General features: G+C 72.6%; 19 protein-coding genes. 14 read left to right on the top strand and 5 right to left on the bottom strand.

Features of this window, described 5'->3' with window-relative positions:
- Window positions 1-37 precede the first annotated feature (37 nt).
- The 3 genes from ABZ479_RS20320 (at window position 38) to ABZ479_RS20310 (ending at window position 2,909) form a co-directional block, all read left to right on the top strand.
- A complete protein-coding gene (locus ABZ479_RS20320; RefSeq protein ID WP_499598668.1) occupies window positions 38-721 on the top strand; it encodes a TetR/AcrR family transcriptional regulator in 684 nt (227 codons plus the stop codon).
- A gap of 53 nt (window positions 722-774) precedes the next feature.
- Window positions 775-1,974, top strand: coding sequence for an alpha/beta hydrolase (locus tag ABZ479_RS20315; RefSeq protein WP_500462875.1), 1,200 nt, complete (start codon window positions 775-777; stop codon window positions 1,972-1,974).
- Between the two features lie 146 nt (window positions 1,975-2,120).
- Window positions 2,121-2,909, top strand: coding sequence for a DUF4429 domain-containing protein (locus ABZ479_RS20310; RefSeq protein WP_500462874.1), 789 nt, complete (start codon window positions 2,121-2,123; stop codon window positions 2,907-2,909).
- Here the strand turns inward: ABZ479_RS20310 and ABZ479_RS20305 are convergent.
- Together ABZ479_RS20305 and ABZ479_RS20300 are read right to left on the bottom strand one after the other, a co-directional pair.
- Window positions 2,870-3,895 carry an aldo/keto reductase gene (locus tag ABZ479_RS20305; RefSeq protein WP_500462873.1) on the bottom strand — a complete coding sequence of 342 codons (1,026 nt, stop codon included), beginning with the start codon at window positions 3,893-3,895 and terminating at the stop codon, window positions 2,870-2,872. The genes ABZ479_RS20310 and ABZ479_RS20305 overlap by 40 nt on opposite strands.
- Window positions 3,896-3,900: 5 nt before the next feature.
- Window positions 3,901-4,362 carry a MerR family transcriptional regulator gene (locus ABZ479_RS20300; RefSeq protein ID WP_499598675.1) on the bottom strand — a complete coding sequence of 154 codons (462 nt, stop codon included), beginning with the start codon at window positions 4,360-4,362 and terminating at the stop codon, window positions 3,901-3,903.
- Window positions 4,363-4,423: 61 nt separating this feature from the next.
- Here ABZ479_RS20300 and ABZ479_RS20295 point away from each other — a divergent pair, with 61 nt between their 5' ends.
- Complete coding sequence (locus ABZ479_RS20295) at window positions 4,424-5,242, top strand: serine hydrolase domain-containing protein (protein ID WP_500462872.1); 819 nt, start codon at window positions 4,424-4,426, stop codon at window positions 5,240-5,242.
- Here ABZ479_RS20295 and ABZ479_RS20290 read toward each other — a convergent pair.
- Both ABZ479_RS20290 and ABZ479_RS20285 read right to left on the bottom strand, forming a co-directional pair.
- Complete coding sequence (locus ABZ479_RS20290) at window positions 5,214-5,936, bottom strand: cache domain-containing protein (protein WP_500462871.1); 723 nt, start codon at window positions 5,934-5,936, stop codon at window positions 5,214-5,216. The two genes, ABZ479_RS20295 and ABZ479_RS20290, sit on opposite strands and share 29 nt — an antisense overlap.
- Window positions 5,937-5,983: 47 nt before the next feature.
- Window positions 5,984-6,730, bottom strand: coding sequence for a FadR/GntR family transcriptional regulator (locus ABZ479_RS20285; protein ID WP_499598681.1), 747 nt, complete (start codon window positions 6,728-6,730; stop codon window positions 5,984-5,986).
- Window positions 6,731-6,844: 114 nt separating this feature from the next.
- Here ABZ479_RS20285 and ABZ479_RS20280 point away from each other — a divergent pair, with 114 nt between their 5' ends.
- From ABZ479_RS20280 to fabF, 9 genes are all read left to right on the top strand, one after another.
- A complete protein-coding gene (locus tag ABZ479_RS20280) occupies window positions 6,845-7,951 on the top strand; it encodes an ABC transporter ATP-binding protein (protein WP_500462870.1) in 1,107 nt (368 codons plus the stop codon).
- Complete coding sequence (locus ABZ479_RS20275) at window positions 7,942-9,141, top strand: ABC transporter substrate-binding protein (protein WP_500462869.1); 1,200 nt, start codon at window positions 7,942-7,944, stop codon at window positions 9,139-9,141. Before ABZ479_RS20280 ends, ABZ479_RS20275 begins: the two co-directional genes overlap by 10 nt.
- A gap of 7 nt (window positions 9,142-9,148) precedes the next feature.
- Window positions 9,149-10,057 (top strand): ABC transporter permease, encoded by a 909-nt coding sequence (locus ABZ479_RS20270; protein ID WP_500462868.1) that lies wholly within the window; start codon window positions 9,149-9,151, stop codon window positions 10,055-10,057.
- Between the two features lie 11 nt (window positions 10,058-10,068).
- A complete protein-coding gene (locus tag ABZ479_RS20265) occupies window positions 10,069-10,884 on the top strand; it encodes an ABC transporter permease (RefSeq protein WP_500462940.1) in 816 nt (271 codons plus the stop codon).
- A gap of 67 nt (window positions 10,885-10,951) precedes the next feature.
- Complete coding sequence (locus ABZ479_RS20260) at window positions 10,952-12,151, top strand: PucR family transcriptional regulator (protein ID WP_500462867.1); 1,200 nt, start codon at window positions 10,952-10,954, stop codon at window positions 12,149-12,151.
- Between the two features lie 101 nt (window positions 12,152-12,252).
- Entirely contained in the window at window positions 12,253-13,188 is a 936-nt protein-coding gene (locus tag ABZ479_RS20255) for an ACP S-malonyltransferase (RefSeq protein ID WP_500462866.1), read from the top strand.
- A gap of 14 nt (window positions 13,189-13,202) precedes the next feature.
- Window positions 13,203-14,234 (top strand): ketoacyl-ACP synthase III, encoded by a 1,032-nt coding sequence (locus ABZ479_RS20250; protein ID WP_499598692.1) that lies wholly within the window; start codon window positions 13,203-13,205, stop codon window positions 14,232-14,234.
- A gap of 76 nt (window positions 14,235-14,310) precedes the next feature.
- Window positions 14,311-14,556, top strand: a complete 246-nt coding sequence (locus ABZ479_RS20245; protein ID WP_018556746.1) for an acyl carrier protein — start codon at window positions 14,311-14,313, stop codon at window positions 14,554-14,556.
- Between the two features lie 64 nt (window positions 14,557-14,620).
- Complete coding sequence (gene fabF, locus ABZ479_RS20240) at window positions 14,621-15,883, top strand: beta-ketoacyl-ACP synthase II (RefSeq protein ID WP_499598694.1); 1,263 nt, start codon at window positions 14,621-14,623, stop codon at window positions 15,881-15,883.
- A 67-nt stretch (window positions 15,884-15,950) separates the two neighbouring features.
- Here fabF and ABZ479_RS20235 read toward each other — a convergent pair whose 3' ends face one another.
- Window positions 15,951-16,907: a beta-ketoacyl-ACP synthase III gene (locus ABZ479_RS20235; RefSeq protein WP_500462865.1), complete on the bottom strand. Its 957-nt coding sequence runs from the start codon at window positions 16,905-16,907 to the stop codon at window positions 15,951-15,953.
- Window positions 16,908-16,969: 62 nt separating this feature from the next.
- Between ABZ479_RS20235 and ABZ479_RS20230 the strand changes: the two genes are divergently transcribed.
- The gene (locus ABZ479_RS20230; RefSeq protein WP_500462864.1) at window positions 16,970-17,572 is read left to right on the top strand and encodes a TetR/AcrR family transcriptional regulator; all 603 of its coding nucleotides are present in this window, start codon (window positions 16,970-16,972) and stop codon (window positions 17,570-17,572) included.
- Window positions 17,573-17,603: the final 31 nt, after the last annotated feature.

The raw sequence follows: 17,603 nt of genomic DNA, 5'->3' as shown, positions 1-17,603 counted from the left end.
CGGAACTATCGTGGGGCCCCCTGGAGGTGGACGGCAGATGAAGCACGCGATGCGCGCGACGCCCGTGTGCGGACTGCGCGAACGCAAGAAGCAGCGCACGCGCGACGCGCTCATACGGGCCGCGATCGAACTGTTCGTCGTCAAGGGCTACGAGCGCACGACCGTCGACGAGATCGCCGCCGAGGTCGAGGTCTCGCAGCGCACCTTCTTCCGCTACTTCGCGGGCAAGGAGGAGGTCGCGCTCGCGCTGGAGGACAGCGTCGAGGAGGCCTTCGTCTCCGCCGTGGCCGAGCGCCCGGCCGGCGAACCGCCCTTCGAGGCGCTGCGCGCGGCGCTGGACGAGTCCTGGCACAGCATCAGCGCCGTCATCGCCGCCGTCGTGCCGCTGTCGACGTACATGGCGATGTACCGGGTGATCGAGTCCACGCCGACGCTGCTGTCCGCCCAGATGCGCCATTCGGCGCTCGTCGAGGAGCGGCTCGCCTCGGTCATCGCCGCCCGGGAGGGACTGGACGCGGCCGACCCGCGGCCGCGGGTGCTCGTGGCGGCCGTCGGCGGGGTCATCCGGGTGGCCCAGCGGCTGTGGGGCGACGGCGACGAGACCACCGTGGAGTCCATCCGCCGGGTCACCGAGGAACACCTCGACCTGCTGGTCCCGGTCCTCGCACAACCGTGGGACGAACACCAGGGTGTGTCCGGAATCTCCTTGTTCCAAACGTGACTTGGGTCACGGCGTGCCCAGGGGGTCTCCGGCGTCTCCTAGGGTGTCCCCCAGTGAACCTCGTCGACGAGCGCTTCAGCTCACCCTCCCTGCGCGCCCTTCTGGCCCTGGCCGTGGTCTTCGTCATGCTGGCGACCACCGGCTGGACCGCGCTGCGCCAGCACAACGGCGGCGGGGACGCGTTGTCGGTGGCCACCGCCGCGTGGCGGCACGGCTCGGTCGGCGGGCGGGCGCTTCCCGATCCCCAGGCGGCCCCCGGTGTGATCGCGCGCTTCTTCGCCTCGGTCGGACCGGACGGCGCCAAGCGGCTCGCCGACCGCTACCCGCTCGTCGTCGGCAACCTCAACGGCGCCCCGCTCGGCCTGCGTTACCAGGCCAACCGGCGTTCGCTCGGCACGGCCCGCGTGCAGGAGACCGCCCGTTCGCGCAGTGCCCTGCTGACCGCGGAGGGCCGCCAGGACGCCGCGCGACGCGCCGAACGCTACGCCTCGCTGCTCGACGGGGGACGGCAGATCCTCGCCTTCGACCCCACCGGCCGGGGCCGCGCCGCCGAGGTCTTCGGCGACCTCGGTTCCGCCGAACGGGTGTCGCTCGTCGTGCCCGGGGTCGACACCGACGTGCTCTCCTTCGAACGCGAGGACGACCCGACCCGGGCCCCCGTCGGCATGGCCCGCTCGCTGTACGCGGCCGAGCGCGCCGCCGCCCCGCGCACCCGGACGGCCGTCATCGCCTGGGCCGACTACACCACCCCGCAGGGCGTCGGCCTGGACGCCTCCACCGGGGAACTGGCCGAGCAGGGCGCCGTCCGGCTGGCCGCGCTGGTACGGGCGTTGCCCGCCCGCGGCCGCGTCTCGCTGTTCTGCCACTCCTACGGCTCGGTGCTGTGCGGAGTCGCCGCCCCCGGCCTGCCGGCCGGCCGGGTCTCCGACATCGCCGTCTTCGGCAGCCCCGGCATGCGGGTCGACAAGGCGGCCGACCTGGGCACGGCCGCCCGGGTGTGGGCGACCCGGGACAGCACCGACTGGATCGGCGACGTGCCGCACATGGAGTTCGCCGGGCTCGGCCACGGCGCCGACCCCGTCTCCCGGGCCTTCGGCGCCCGCGTGGTGACCTCGGAGGCCGCCGAAGGGCACGCGGGCTACTTCCGCTCCGGCACGGACAGCCTCGCCAACTTCACCAGCATCGCCCTCGGCCGCTACCCGGACGTCCGGTGCGCCGACGGCAGCGACTGCACGGCGGGCGTGGCCGAGTAGCCACCCCGAGGACGGCGCTCCGCCGCGCGACGCACCGCACCCGGTGCGCCTGCGGCGCCGGATGGGACACCCCGTGTACCGACATGGCCTAGTCCGGCCGCGCCCGGCCGGTTCCCGAAACGGCGACGCGGCCTACGATGACCCGTATGGGTGACGTATTGGCCGGATCCAACGCCGTATGGGAGTTCGATGCCGACGCTGTGCTCATCCGTTACGAGCGGGGGATGCGCAACTCGAAGCTGCTGCAGATCCTTGGCTGGCGACGTGTCCCCTTCGAAGCCCTCGCGGGCGTCGAACTCGCCCCGGGGCGGCGCGGGACGATGGTGCTGCGCGCGCTTCCGCGCCGGGGCGCCGACCCCCTGATGGAGGCCGCCAAGGGCCAGCTCAAGGAGTCCGCCGACCCCTACCGGCTGGTGCTGCCCGCGGAGCGGGAACTGCTCGCCGAGTACTACGCCGGGGAGCTGCTGTCCGCGATCGGCGCGGCCGGAGGCGGCGCGGAGGCCGGGCCCGCCCAGCGCCACCTGGTGGACGTGCCGTCCGCTCCCCATTCGTTCAAGGCGTACGACGGCAAGGCCACCTTCGACGGCGAGACGGTGTCCTTCCGCTGGTTCTGGACGGGCGCCTCGACGGCCAAGTGGAAGGCCGGCGACCAGCACTTCCCGGTTGCCGCGCTGTCGGGGGTCGACTGGCGCTCCCCCGAGATGCTCGGCGGCCACCTGCGGCTGCTGCCGCGCGACGCGGACGGCCACGGCGCAGGCAACCCCGACGACGACCCGGCGACCGTCGTCTTCGGACTGGGCTACGGCCTCGTCCACGAGTCGCTGCCGCTGGCGGCGGCGGTCGTGGCGGCGGTCCAGCGGGCCGCGCGGGCGCGGCCCGCCCTGGACCGGGAGAGCTACTCGCGCGCCGCCGACGTGGACGACATGTCCGGGTAGCGGTCGCCCGCGACCTGACCGGCGATCGGTTCCAGCCGCCCCAGCTCCGCCGCGTCGAGCACGATCCGGGTGGCGGCGGCGTTCTCCCGCAGACGCCCGGCCTTGCGGGTCCCCGGGATCGGCACCACGGTCAGGCCGTGCACCTGTGCCCGCTGCTGCACCCACGCCAGGGCGATCTGCGCGGGCGTGGCGCCGTGCGCCCCGGCGATCTCCCGCAGCGGCTCCAGCAGGTCGAGGTTGCGCTTGGCGTTCTCCCCCGAGAAGCGGGGCTGGCTCTGCCGGAAGTCGTCCGCCGTCAGCTCGGAGGCGTCCTGGAAGGAGCCGGTCAGGAAGCCCCGGCCCAGCGGGGAGTACGGCACGAGCGCCACCCCCAGCTCGGCGGCGGCGCCGGTCAGCGAGACCTCCACGTCCCGGCTGAAGAGCGACCACTCCGACTGCACGGCCGTGATCGGGTGCACGGCGTGCGCCTCGCGCAGCTCGGCCCCGGTCACCTCCGACAGGCCCAGGTACCTGACCTTGCCCGCCCGCACCAGCTCGGCCATCGCGCCGACGGAGTCGGCCAGCGGCACGGCGGGGTCGCGGCGGTGCATGTAGTACAGGTCGATGACGTCCACACCGAGCCTGCGCAGGCTGCGGTCGACGGCCTGGCGGACGTACTCCGGGTCGTTGCGCACGGCCCGGTACCGCAGGTCGTCGGCCTTCCGTTCCATGCCGAACTTGGTGGCGAGGGTGATCTCGTCCCGGTGCTCGCGCACGAAGGGGGCGAGGAACTCCTCGTTGGCGCCCAGGCCGTACACGTCGGCGGTGTCGAGGAGGGTGACCCCGAGGTCCAGGGCCGCGTCGAGGGTGGCGCGGGCGGCGGCCTCGTCGGTGGGGCCGTAGAACTCGCTCATGCCCATGCAGCCGAGCCCCTGGACGCCGACCCGGGGGCCGTCCGTGCCGAGCGTGACCTCGGCGATCGGCTCGTACGTGTCGCTGTCGCTCATGCGCTTCACGCCCTCTCCGACGCCCGGCGGGCGTCAGCGTAGGTGTCGATCTTGTGGTCCAGGACCGCGAGGGTGTCCTGCAGCTCGGCGATCCGCCGCAGCACGTCGCGCCGGGTGGACTCCAGCAGCTCCTGCCGCTCGGGGAAGGTGTGCTGCCCCAGCCGCACCAGCTCGGCGTAGCGGACCATGTCCGCGACCGGCATGCCGGTCAGCCGCAGCTTGCCGACGAAGGCCAGCCAGTCGAGGTCGCGGTTGGTGAAGCGGCGCTGCCCGGTGTGGGAGCGGTCGACGTGCGGCATCAGTCCGATGCGCTCGTACCAGCGCAGCGTGTGCGCGGTCAGTCCGGTGAAGGCCGCCACCTCGCTGATCGTGTAGCGGTCCCGGCCGTCCGGCAGGGGGTGCCGCGCCTCGTCGGAGCAGTTGCGTACGCTTCCGGGCTTGCTCTTGGCCACCTGCGTCACGGTCATGGGTTCCACGCTAAAACCCTGGAGTGCACTCCAGGCAAGGCCATTCGTTAGGCTCACCGTCATGCGGAGCCTGAGCAGCCTGAGCGCCATCGAGAACTGGCCTGTCCCGACGGCCTCGGCGGCGGTCGTCCGCCGTGACGGCACGGTCCTGGGAACGTACGGCGAGACCGGACGGCGCTTCCGGCTGGCGTCGGTGACCAAGCCGCTGTCCGCCTACGCGGCGCTCGTCGCGGTGGAGGAGGGCGCGGTCGAGCTCGACGAACCGGCCGGGCCCGAGGGCTCGACCGTACGGCACCTGCTCGCCCACACCTCCGGCCTCGCCTTCGACGAGCACCGGGTGATGGCGGCCCCCGGCACGCGGCGGATCTACTCCAACGCCGGCTTCGACGCGCTGGCGGACCACATCACCAAGGCCAGCGGGATCCCCTTCGCCGAGTACCTGCGCCAGGCGGTGCTGGAGCCGCTCGGCATGCACGCCACCGACTGCCCCGGCTCGGCGGGCGCCGGCGCGGTCTCCACCGTCGACGACCTGGTCCGCTTCGCCGCCGAGGTGCAGGCACCGCGGCTGCTGGCCCCGCAGACCGTCGCCGCGGCGACCTCCGTCGTCTTCCCCGGCCTCAAGGGCGTGCTGCCCGGCTACGGCGGTCAGAACCCCAACGACTGGGGCCTGGGCTTCGAGATCCGGGACCACAAGTCCCCGCACTGGACGGGCGCCTCGTCCTCCCCGCGCACCTTCGGCCACTTCGGCCAGTCCGGCACCTTCCTCTGGGTCGACCCCGAGGCGGGCGCCGCCTGCGTCGTCCTGACGGACCGTGACTTCGGCGAGTGGGCCCTGCCGTTGTGGCCGGCGCTCACGGACGCGGTCCTGGCAGAGCTGTGACCAGCGTCAGCGGGATCGGTCCGCAGGACCGGCCGCTGACGCTGCGCAGGAGGGAACCGGCCAGGTGGCGGGGGTCGGTGGAGGCGGCGACCCGGCCCCGGGCGTTGACCAGGGCGGCCGGTGCGGGCAGCCGGTGCAGCAGGGGCAGCACGGCGGCCTCGAAGTGGCGCAGGTAGACGTCGGCCGCGGCGACCCCGAGGAAGTGCCCGCCGTGCCGGACCGGCACCGACAGGGTGAGGCTGTACTCGTCGGAGCACAGGTAGTCCACGTACGGCCCGGCCACGGCGCGCTCGCCGGTGGCGCGGGGCAGCGCGAACCAGTCCCAGTGGGTGTAGTCGGAGTACGCCGAGGTGCCCGGGTCGAGGTCGGGCAGGAGCGGGCGCAGGCCGTCCTCGCCGTGGTTCTGCCACCACTCCAGCCAGGCGGGTACGTCGCCGAGCAGCCCGGGTTCGGCGATGAAGCCGATGCCGGAGACCAGGTCGTGGCGGCGCCGCAGCCGGTCGTGCAGCAGGGGGCGCAGCGCGGCGAGGTCGGCCGTGGTGGGGGCCCGGCCGGCGGCGCGCACGGCGGCGATGGCGGTGGTGCGTTCGGCGACCCGGGCGACGTCGGCGAAGACGTCCTCCAGGGTGCCGCGGACCCGGTCCACGACGTCGGCGACGACCTCGTCGACGAGGGCGGTTGAGCTGACGGCCACGGCGGCTGCCTCCGGTGCGGGAGGACGGGAGGTGCGGGACGCCCGGGTCAGCCGGTGACGGTCAGACGCAGTCCGATCAGGCGTTCCATCGCGTCCTGCACCCGTCGTTCGGCCAGGGACCGGGCCAACTCCGGGTCGCCGTCGCGCACGGCGCGGAGCAGCGCGCGGTGCAGCCCGACGACCGCCGCGCGGGCGTCGTCCTCCCCGAGTGCGAGACAGATTAGCGCTCCGATCTCCGCCTGGATACGGATCTCCTCCTTGGTGAGACGGGCCGACTGGGAGGCGGCGGCGAGTTCCACATGGAGCCGGCCGTAGACGCGGCCGCGGGCGGCGGGGTCGGCGGCCGCCTCGAACTCCTCCAGGGAGCGTTCCAGCGGGGCGAGGTCCTCCGGCGCGGTGCGCTGGGCGGCCAGCAGGGCGGCGGTGCCGGCGACGGCGGCCCAGTGGTCGGCCAGGTCGCGCAGTTCCTCGGTGCTCCAGTCGGCCAGCCGGTGGCCGAGCCGGGCGGTGCGCGGCCGGTCGGGGGCGGTGACGAAGCTGCCGCCGCCGCGGCCGCGGCGGGTGGTGACCAGGCCCTGCTGCCGCAGGGCCATGAGGGCCTCGCGCAGGGTCACGGTGGAGACACCGAGGCGGGTGGCGAGCTCGCTCTCGCCGGGCAGTTGCTCCCCGTCGGCGAGCAGGCCCAGTTCGATGGCGTCCGCGAGGCGACGCACGACCGCGTCGACCCGGGCGAGGTTGCCGACCGGCGCGAAGACCGCGTGCAGCGCGCCATTCGAAAGTTTGCTCACCCGCACACCTTCTCACTTGGCGAAAGCTTTACCCCGGGCAGGCCTTGTCCTCTGAAATATAACTTCATAGGTTTTCGGTCAACGCGTCAACGCTCCAGCCAAGAGGGAGGTTCCCCACCGATGGAGGGAACGGCCGAGGAACCGGACAGCGGCACCCCCGCCGTACGCCTGCGGGACCTGCGCAAGTCCTTCGGGCAGGTGCACGCGGTCGCCGGGGTGGACCTGGAGGTGGCCGACGGCGAGTTCTTCTCGATGCTGGGCCCCTCCGGTTCCGGCAAGACCACGGTGCTGCGGATGGTCGCGGGCTTCGAGGCCCCGACCGCCGGCACGGTGGAGCTGGCCGGCCGGGACGTCACCCGGCTCGCCCCCTTCGAGCGGGACGTCAACACCGTCTTCCAGGACTACGCGCTCTTCCCGCACATGACGGTGGAGCAGAACGTCGCCTACGGGCTGAAGGTCCGCAAGGTGCCCAAGGCGGAACGGGTCGAACGCGCCCGTGCGGCGCTGGCCTCGGTCCGGCTGGAGGGGTTCGGCGGGCGCCGCCCGGCACAGCTCTCCGGCGGCCAGCGGCAGCGGGTCGCACTGGCCCGCGCCCTCGTGGGGCGTCCCCGGGTGCTGCTGCTCGACGAGCCGCTGGGGGCGCTCGACCTCAAGCTGCGCGAGCAGATGCAGGTCGAACTGAAGGCGATCCAGCGCGAGGTGGGCATCACCTTCGTCCTCGTCACCCACGACCAGGAGGAGGCGCTGACCCTCAGCGACCGGATCGCGGTCTTCCACCAGGGCCGGATCGAGCAGGTCGGCACCCCCGCCGAGGTGTATGAGCGGCCGGCCACGCCCTTCGTCGCGGGCTTCGTGGGCACCTCCAACCTGCTCACCGACGGCACCGGGACCTACAGCGTCCGCCCGGAGAAGATCCGCCTGCTGGGTCCCGGCGGCCCCTCGGACGCCCCAATCGCCACAGACGCCTCGGACACCTCGGACGCCTCCGACGACGAGCTGCGCACCGTCTCCGGCACCGTCGCCGAGGTCGTCTACCTCGGCGACAGCACACGCTTCCTGGTCGACCTCGACGGGGGCGGACGGCTCACCGCCCTGCAGCAGAACCAGGAGACCTCCTCGGCCGACGTCGCCGCCTACCGGGGAACCCGCGTCCGCCTCCAGTGGCACCGCCGGCACAACGTCACCGTCCAGTCCCCCCACCCGGAAACGGAGTCCACGTGCGTCTGACCCGTACCCTCGCAGCCTGCACCGTCCTGGCCCTGGCCACCGCCTGCGGCGGGTCGTCCTCCCCCGGCAAGGGCGCCGGCTCCTCCGGCGGCGCCTTCACCCCGCCCAAGCTCAGCGCGCCGAAGGCGCTGGGCAAGACGGAGGGCGCGGTGAACCTGATCGCCTGGGCCGGCTACGCCGAGGACGGCTCGAACGACAAGTCCGTCGACTGGGTCACCCCGTTCGAGAAGGAGACCGGCTGCCAGGTCAACACCAAGGTGGCCGGCACCTCCGACGAGATGGTCAGCCTGATGAAGACCGGCCAGTACGACGCCGTGTCGGCCTCCGGCGACGCCTCGCTGCGCCTCATCGCCTCGGGCGACGCGGCACCGGTCAACACCGGCCTCGTCCCCAACTACAAGGACGTCTTCGCCGACCTGAAGATGCAGAAGTGGAACTCGGTGAACGGCGTCGCCTACGGCATCCCGCACGGCCGAGGCGCCAACCTGCTGATGTACCGCACCGACAAGGTCTCCCCCGCCCCCACCTCCTGGTCGGCGGTCTTCGACAAGGCCTCCCCATACAAGGGCCACGTCACCGCGTACGACTCCGCCATCTACATCGCGGACGCCGCCCTCTACCTGATGAAGACCAAGCCGGAGCTGGGCATCAAGGACCCGTACGCGCTGGACCAGAAGCAGTTCGACGCCTCCGTCGCCCTGCTGAAGGAGCAGAACGCCAACGTCGGCGAGTACTGGAGCGACTACCTCAAGGAGATCTCCTCCTTCAAGAGCGGCGACTCCGTCATCGGCACCAGTTGGCAGGTCATCGCCAACCTCGCCAAGGCCGAGAAGGCACCGGTCGAAGCGGTCCTGCCGAGCGAGGGCTCCACCGGCTGGTCCGACACCTGGATGGTCTCGGCCAAGGCCCAGCACCCCAACTGCGCCTACAAGTGGCTGGACTGGATCGTCTCGCCGAAGGTGAACGCCCAGGTCGCCGAGTGGTTCGGCGAGGCCCCGGCGAACGAGAGGTCCTGCGCCCAGACCGCGGCCAAGGACCACTGCACCGTCTTCCACGCGGCCGACGAGCCCTACTGGAAGCAGGTCCACTTCTGGAACACGCCCATCCCGCAGTGCCTGGACGGCCGCACCGACGTGAAGTGCGTGCCCTACGCCCAGTGGGTCCAGGCCTGGACCGAGATCAAGGGCTGAGCCGTCCGTGACCACCACGTCCACCCCGCCCACCCCGCCCACCACGACGGGCGGCACCCCCGGGCGGCGGCTGGCAGGTTCCCTGCACCGCCGCCCGCGGCTGCGGCTGTCGCTGCTGCTGTCCGCACCGCTGCTCTGGCTGGTGCTCGCCTACCTGGGCTCGCTGGCCGCGCTCTTCCTCTCCGCGTTCTGGACGACCGACCCCTTCACCTCCGACGTGGTGAGGGTCTGGAGCACCGACAACTTCCGCACCCTCCTCACCACGGACGTCTACCGGGACGTCGCCCTGCGCAGCGTCGGCGTGGCCGTCGCGGTGACCGCGATCGACGTCGTCGTCGCCTTCCCCATCGCCTTCTACACCGCCCGGGTGGCCGCCCCCAGGTACCGGCACCTGCTGGTGGTCGCCGTGCTCACCCCGCTGTGGGCCAGCTACCTGGTCAAGGCGTACGCCTGGCGGATCATGCTCTCCGAGGGCGGGCCGCTGGACTGGGCGCTGGCGCCACTCGGCCTGAGCGGACCCGGCTACGGGCTGCCCGCGGCGGTCGTCGTGCTGGCCTACCTGTGGCTGCCCTACATGATCCTGCCGATCCACGCCGGGCTGGAGCAGCTGCCGGACGCCCTGCTGGACGCCTCCGCCGACCTCGGGGCCCGTACCTGGCGCACCTTCCGGTCCGTGGTGCTGCCCATGGTGCTGCCCTCGGTCGCGGCCGGCTCGGTCTTCACCTTCTCGCTCAGCCTCGGCGACTACATCGCCGTGCAGATCGTCGGCGGCAAGACCCAGCTGATCGGCAACGTCGTCTACTCCAACATCACCCTCGACCTGCCGCTCGCCGCGGCGCTGGGCACCGTGCCGGTCGCGGTGATCGTCCTCTACCTGCTGGCCATGCGCCGCACCGGCGCGCTCCGGAGTCTGTGAGGGCCGTGACCATGCAACTCTCCCGTCCCGCCCGCATCGCCCTGCGCGTCGCGGCCGCGCTGGGCTTCGCGATCATCTACGTGCCGCTGCTGCTCGTCCTGCTCAACTCCTTCAACGCCGCCCGCGGCTTCGGCTGGCCCCCCTCGGGGCTGACCCTGCACTGGTGGGCCGACGCCTGGCACAGCTCCGGCGCCCGCTCCGCGCTGTGGACCTCGGTGAAGGCGGGGCTCGGCGCGACGGCGGTCTCCCTGGTCCTGGGCACCCTGATCGCCTTCGCCGTCTCCCGGTACCGCTTCTTCGGGCGGGAGGCGCTCTCCTTCGTCGTCGTCCTGCCGATCGCGCTGCCCGGCATCGTCACGGGCATCGCCCTCAACACCGCGTTCCGTACGGTGCTGGAGCCGCTGGGCGTGGGGCTGGGGCTGTTCACGGTCGTCGTCGGCCACGCCACCTTCTGCGTCGTGGTGGTCTTCAACAACGTCGTGGCCCGGCTGCGGCGCACCTCGGGCTCGTACGAGGAGGCGGCGATGGACCTGGGGGCCGACACCTTCCAGGTCTTCCGCGACATCACCTTCCCGCTGGTGCGCACCGCGCTGCTGGCCGGCGGGCTGCTGGCCTTCGCCCTCTCCTTCGACGAGATCGTCGTCACCACCTTCACCGCGGGTCCCGGTGTCCAGACCCTCCCCGTGTGGATCTTCAGCAACATGGCCAGGCCGCAGCAGGCGCCCGTCGTCAACGTGGTGGCCGCGGTGCTCGTCGTCGCGTCGGTGATCCCGGTCTACCTCGCGCAGCGGCTGTCGGCCGACTCCGCCTCGGGAGGCCGCCTCTGAGCCGCCGGTGGCCGCAGGTGAGGGGTACGTGCCAATGCATCCGCCCGGATAAGGCAGGCTTGTACCCGTGCCAGAACCCGCGCTGAACGCATTCGACCCCGCCCGCGACCACCCCCACTCCGCCACGCTGAGGAGGCTGGAGAAGTCCTCGGGGCGCCTGGCGGCGGCCGCGATCGCGCGGATGGACGGTCAGCTGCCCTGGTACCGGGCCATGCCCCCGGAGAACCGCTCGTGGATCGGGCTGGTGGCGCAGGCGGGCATCGCGGCCTTCACGGAGTGGTTCCGCCACCCGGAGACCCCCCAGGCGATCAGCACCGACGTCTTCGGCACCGCCCCGCGGGAGCTGACCCGGGCGATCTCGCTGCGCCAGACGGTGGAGATGGTGCGCACCACCATCGAGGTCATGGAGTCGGCGATCGACGAGGTCGCGGCCCCCGGCGACGAGTCGGTGCTGCGCGAGGCCCTGCTGGTCTACGCGCGGGAGATCGCCTTCGCGACGGCCCAGGTCTACGCCCAGGCCGCCGAGGCGCGCGGCGCCTGGGACGCCCGGCTGGAGTCCCTGGTGGTCAACGCGGTGCTGTCCGGCGAGGCCGACGAGGGCGTGCTGTCGCGGGCGGCGGCGCTGGGCTGGAGCTCCCCCGACAAGATCGTGGTGGTGCTGGGCACGGCACCCAACGGGGACAGCGAGCTGACCGTCGAGGCGATCCGGCGGGCGGCGCGGCACGCCAAGCTGCAGGTGCTCACCGGGGTCCTCGGCGACCGCCTGATCGTGGTCGCGGGTGGTGACGGGGAGCCGCTGCGCGTCGCCAAGGCCCTGATCGGGCCGTTCGCGGCCGGTCCGGTGGTCGCCGGGCCCGTGGTGGGCGACCTGCTGGCGGCGTCGAAGTCGGCCGCGGCCGCGGCCGCGGGCCTGAAGGCGTGCGCGGCCTGGCCCGACGCGCCGCGTCCGGTGATCGCCGACGACCTGCTCCCGGAGCGCGCGATGGCGGGCGACCGACACGCCCGCGATCAGCTGGTGGAGGAGATCTACAGGCCGTTGGAGGAAGCTGGTTCGGCACTGCTTGAGACTCTGTCCGTCTACCTCGAACAGGCCTCGTCGCTGGAAGGGGCCGCCCGGATGTTGTTCGTTCACCCCAACACCGTTCGCTACCGGCTCCGACGTGTGACGGACGTCACCGGCTGGTCGCCCTCGGACGTGCGCTCCGCCTTCACCCTTCGCATCGCGCTCATCCTGGGCCGACTCTCCGAGGCGGGGCAGACACCGTAGACGCACCCAGGGCCTTTGTGGGACACCAACAAATCGCCCGTCGGTTCTTGGTCCCTGTCCCCACGGGCGGGGATCACCTCGCTCAAGAGAGAGTTGAAAGCGTGCTCGTACTCGTCGCTCCCGGCCAGGGCGCCCAGGCCCCCGGCTTCCTGAACCCGTGGCTCGAACTCCCCGGTGTCGCCGACCGTCTCTCCGGTCTGTCCTCGACCGCCGGTCTCGACCTCGCCCACTTCGGCACCAAGGCCGAGGCCGAGGAGATCCGCGACACCGCGGTCGCCCAGCCCCTGCTGGTGGCGGCCGGTCTGGTCGCGGCGGAACAGCTGTTCGACGGCCCGGCCGCCGCGCGTTCCGCGCTGGGCGCCGTGGCGGGTCACAGCGTCGGCGAGATCACGGCGGCGGCCGTCGGGGGCGTGCTGAGCGCCGAGGCGGCGATGAGCTTCGTCCGTACCCGCAGCACCGCGATGGCCCAGGCCGCGGCCGTCACCGAGACCGGCATGTCGGCCGTGCTCGGCGGCGACCCGGACGTCGTCGTCGCCCACCTGGAGAACCTCGGCCTCACCCCGGCGAACATCAACGGGGCCGGTCAGATCGTGGCGGCCGGCACCGCGAAGCAGCTCGCGGAGCTGACCTCGGACAAGCCCGAGAAGGCGCGGGTCATCCCGCTGAAGGTGGCGGGCGCGTTCCACACCCACCACATGACCCCGGCCGTGGCCGTGCTGGAGGAGCTGGCGCAGTCGCTGGCCGTCTCCGACCCCGCCCTGCCGTACGTGTCCAACGCCGACGGCGCGGTCGTCCGCTCCGGCGCCGAGGTCGTCTCGCGCCTGGTGTCGCAGGTGTCCAACCCGGTCCGCTGGGACCTGTGCATGGAGACCTTCAAGGAACTCGGCGTCACCGCGATCATCGAGCTGGTGCCGGGTGGCACCCTGGTGGGGCTGGCCAAGCGCGCGCTGCCCGGCGTCGCGACCCTGGCCCTCAAGACCCCGGACGACCTCGAGGCCGCCCGCGCGATCGTGGCCGAGCACGGCACCCAGGAATAGGAGTCCCCGCAGACATGGCGAAGATCAGGCCCAGCAAGGGCTCCCCGTACGCGCGCATCATGGGCGTCGGCGGCTACCGGCCGACCCGTGTGGTGCCCAACGAGGTGATCCTGGAGAACATCGACTCCAGCGACGAGTGGATCCGCTCGCGCTCGGGCATCGCCTCCCGGCACTGGGCCGGCCCGGAGGAGACGGTCGCCGAGATGTCGGTGACCGCGGCGGGCAAGGCCATCGCCGACGCGGGGATCTCGGCGGAGGACATCGGGGGCGTCATCGTCGCCACCGTCTCCCACTTCAAGCAGACCCCGGCCGTCGCGACCGAGATCGCGCACCGGATCGGCGCGGGCAAGCCGGCCGCCTTCGACATCTCGGCGGGCTGCGCGGGCTTCACGTACGCCGTGACCCTCGCCAAGGGCATGGTCACCGAGGGCAGCGCGAAGCACGTCCTGGTGATCGGCGTCGAGCGGCTGAGCGACCTGACGGACAAGTCGGACCGCGCCACCGCCTTCCTCTTCGGCGACGGCGCCGGCGCGGTCATCATCGGCCCGGCCGACGAGCCCGAGATCGGCCCCACCGTCTGGGGCTCGGAGGGCGACAAGTCCAACACCATCACCCAGACCGTCGCGTGGGACCGCTTCCGTGTGGGCGACGTCTCGCAGCTGCCGGTGGGCGAGGACGGGGAGCTGAAGTTCCCCGCGATCACCCAGGAGGGCCAGACCGTCTTCCGCTGGGCGGTGTTCGAGATGGCCAAGGTGGCCCAGGAGGCGCTGGACGCCGCCGGGATCAGCGCGGACGACCTGGACGTCTTCATCCCGCACCAGGCCAACATGCGCATCATCGACTCGATGATCAAGGCGCTCAAGCTGCCGGAACACGTCGCGGTCGCCCGCGACATCGAGACCACCGGCAACACCTCCGCCGCGTCGATCCCGCTCGCGATGGAGCGTCTGCTCGCCACCGGACAGGCCAAGAGCGGCGACACGGCACTGATCATCGGTTTCGGGGCGGGGCTCGTGTACGCCGCCACTGTCGTTACCCTCCCCTAGGCACCACCACCCACGCGGCGCGCACTCCCGCCCGCCGCAGCCCGTAGTAACCAGCACGAAGAAGGAGAGCGCCGCCATGGCCACCCAGGAAGAGATCGTCGAGGGTCTCGCGGAGATCGTGAACGAGATCGCCGGCATCCCGACCGAGGACGTCCAGCTGGACAAGTCCTTCACCGACGACCTGGACGTCGACTCGCTGTCCATGGTCGAGGTCGTCGTCGCCGCCGAGGAGCGCTTCGAGGTCAAGATCCCGGACGACGACGTCAAGCAGCTGAAGACCGTCGGCGACGCCGTCGACTACATCCTCAAGGCCCAGGCCTGAGCCTGAGCCACCCCTGGTCGACGTGTCTGTCGCCCGCCCTTCTAGACGTGGAGAGACAATCCCTGTGAGCCCGACCAATCACACCGTGGTCGTCACCGGTATCGGCGCAACCACTCCGCTGGGCGGGGACAGCGCGTCGACCTGGGAAGGGTTGACCGCCGGACGTTCCGGCGTACGCCCCCTGGAGCAGGACTGGGCCGCCGAGCTGCCGGTGCGCATCGCCGCGCAGATCGCCGTGGAGCCGCTGGAGGTCCTGCCCCGCCCGGTCGCCCGCAAGCTCGACCGTTCGGCGCAGTTCGCGCTGATCGCCACCCGTGAGGCCTGGGCCGACGCGGGCTTCACCGCCAAGGCCGGCGAGGACAGCTCGGTCGACCCCGACCGCCTGGGCACCGTGATCGCCTCCGGCATCGGCGGCGTCACCACACTGCTCGACCAGTACGACAACCTCAAGAACTCCGGCCCGCGCAAGGTGTCCCCGCACACCGTGCCGATGCTGATGCCCAACAGCCCCTCGGCCAACGTCAGCCTCGAGGTCAACGCCCGCGCCGGTGTGCACACCCCGGTCAGCGCCTGCGCCTCCGGCGCCGAGGCCGTCGGCTACGCGTACGAGATGATCCGCTCCGGCCGCGCCGACGTCGTCGTCGCCGGCGGCACCGAGGCGGCCGTGCACCCGCTGCCGATCGCCGCGTTCGCCAACATGATGGCGATGTCCAAGAACAACGACGACCCGCGGGGCGCCTCCCGCCCGTACGACAAGGGCCGTGACGGCTTCGTCCTCGGCGAGGGCGCGGGTGTCGTGGTGCTGGAGTCGGCCGAGCACGCCGCCCGGCGCGGCGCCCGGGTCTACGCCGAGGTGCTGGGCCAGGGCCTGTCGTCCGACGCCCACCACATCGCGCAGCCGGAGCCCACCGGCCGCGGCATCGCCGCCGCGCTGGAGCAGCTGATCGCCGCGACCGGCCTGGACCTGGCGCAGATCGTCCACCTGAACGCGCACGCGACCTCCACCCCGCAGGGTGACGTGGCCGAGGTCAAGGCGCTCCGCAAGGTGCTCGGCGACCACCTCGACCACGTGGCCATCTCGGCCACCAAGTCGATGACCGGTCACCTGCTGGGCGGCGCCGGCGGCATCGAGACGGTCGCCACCGTCCTCGCCCTGCACCACCGGCTCGCGCCGCCGTCGATCAACATCGACGACCTGGACGACGAGATCGACCCCGGTCTGGTCTCCACCGAGGCGCGCAAGCTGCCCGAGGGCCCGATCGTGGCCGTCAACAACTCCTTCGGCTTCGGCGGCCACAACGTCGTCATGGCGTTCAAGAGCGCCTGAGCCGTACGGCACCCCTGAGGGCCGGTCAGCCGCTCGCGCGGCCGACCGGCCCTCGGTCGTCCCCGGGTCAGGGGCAGCCGACGACCTGCCCGGCCCAGGACAGCCCGCCGCCGAAACCGAGCAGCAGCACGGGAGCGCCCGGGGTGAGCTCACCCCGCTCGACGAGCTTGGCGAAGGCCAGCGGCACGGAGGCCGCCGAGGTGTTCCCGGAGTCCACGACGTCACGCGCCACGACCGCCTGCGGGGCGTCCAACCGGCTCACGACGGCCTCGATGATCCGCAGGTTGGCCTGGTGCGTCACGATGCCGCCGAGCTCGCGGGGGGTGACACCGGCACGCCGGCAGGCCTCCTCGGCGATCGGGGCGAGGGTCGTGGTGGCCCAGCGGAAGACCGCCTGGCCGTCCTGGGCGAAGCGGGGCTGCCAGGCGCCGGCCAGCCGTACGGCGTCGGCGCGGGTGGGGTCCGAGCCCCACACGACCGGGCCGATGCCGGGGAGCGCCCCCGGAGCGGCGTCCGCGGCGCTGACCAGGGCCGCGCCGGCCCCGTCGCCCAGCAGGACGCAGGTGCTGCGGTCAGTCCAGTCGGTGAGGTCCGACATCTTCTCGGCTCCGACGACCAGGGCGTGGCGCGCGGCGCCGGCCCGTACGGCGTGGTCGGCGGCGGCGAGCGCGGTGGTGAAGCCGGCGCAGGCGTTGTTGAGGTCGTAGGAGGCGGGGGCCGTCATGCCGAGCCGGGCCGCGACCTGGGCGGCGGTGCTGGGGCTGCGGTCGACGGCGCTGGAGGTGGCGACGACGACCAGGTCGACCTCGGAGGGGTCCAGGCCCGCGGTGGCGAGGGCCTTGCCCGCGGCGGCCACGGCCATGTCGGCGACCGACTCGTCCTCGTCGGCGATGTGCCGGGTGGCGATGCCGGTGCGCTGCCGGATCCAGGCGTCGCTGGTGTCGACCATGGTGGCCAAGTCGTCGTTGGTGAGGACGCGTTGCGGCTGGTGGTGGCCCAGGGCGGCGATGCGGGATGCAGTCATGCCCGAACTATAGCGACCGATCGGTCGGACTCTAAAGGCGGAGGGGTGGCTACGATGGGCGCATGAGCCCACGCAAGTCCGCCGCCGAGGCGCGCCACACCCGTGAGCGGATCATCGAACGCAGCGTCGCGGTCGCCTCCGTGGAGGGTCTGGAGGGCCTCACGATCGGCCGGCTCGCGACCGACCTCGGGATCAGCAAGTCCGGGCTGCTGGGGCACTTCGGTACCAAGGAGGCCCTGCAGATCGCCGCGCTGCGGCGGGCCTCGGAGATCTTCACGCGCGCCGTGTGGGTGCCCGCGTCGGGGGCCGCCCCCGGCCTCGCCCGGCTGACCGCGATCTGCGAGGCCTGGGTGACCTACCTGGACCGCGAGCGCGAGGCCTTCCCCGGCGGCTGCCTGTTCACCGCCTCCGCCGTGGAGTTCGACGGCCGGGAGGGGCCGGTCCGGGACGCGGTCGCCCGGCTCTACACCGTCTGGCGGCGCCGGCTGACCCGCGACATCCGGGCCGCCGTGGAGCACGGCGAACTGCCCCCGGACACCGACCCGGAGCAGCTGGTCTTCGAGCTGAACGGGATCTACTTCTCCCTCAACCACGCCGTCCAGCTCTTCGGCGACCGGAGCGCCCCCGACCGCGCCCGGCGTGCGCTGCGGCGTGTCCTGAGCTGACGAATCAGCCCTTCGGGGGGATTGGCCGCAT

Origin of the sequence: Streptomyces sp. NPDC005722 (assembly GCF_040630935.1) — a bacterium.
GTDB lineage: Bacteria > Actinomycetota > Actinomycetes > Streptomycetales > Streptomycetaceae > Actinacidiphila.
Note: the sequence above shows the minus strand (reverse complement) of the source record. Positions and strands in the feature narration are given on the sequence as shown.